Annotated in this window: 1 protein-coding gene; it reads left to right on the top strand. The window is 38.4% G+C overall.

Going from position 1 to position 263, the window contains the following annotated elements; all coding sequences use genetic code 11:
- Positions 1-263 (top strand): hypothetical protein (locus tag ACFINO_RS10785; RefSeq protein WP_375655845.1); only part of this gene is annotated, 263 nt, incomplete at both ends.

Raw genomic sequence — 263 nt, 5'->3', positions numbered from 1 at the left:
TGCTTTTAATTGAAAATGTACGTCGTCTTTCATTGCGTATTGAACAAACACGGCATATGCGCCATATTGCTCATCAAGTCGCTGATAAAATTTCTCTTACGGAAAATGAACCAAAATTACATGCTCTTTTGACTTTCTATGAAACACTCACTGCTGATTCAACTTTTGCAGCTCATTTATTCTATCGGCTACGGAGTGCATCTTTCGATGCAACAACAGCATTAACTTGGCTTGAAAAGCAATTACATAGCCAAGGCAGTAGC

Source organism: Bartonella sp. AA83SXKL (assembly GCF_042196965.1).
In the GTDB taxonomy this organism is placed as follows: Bacteria; Pseudomonadota; Alphaproteobacteria; order Rhizobiales; family Rhizobiaceae; genus Bartonella.
The sequence above is the reverse complement of the archived record's forward strand: the minus strand, read 5'-3'. Positions and strand labels throughout refer to the sequence as shown.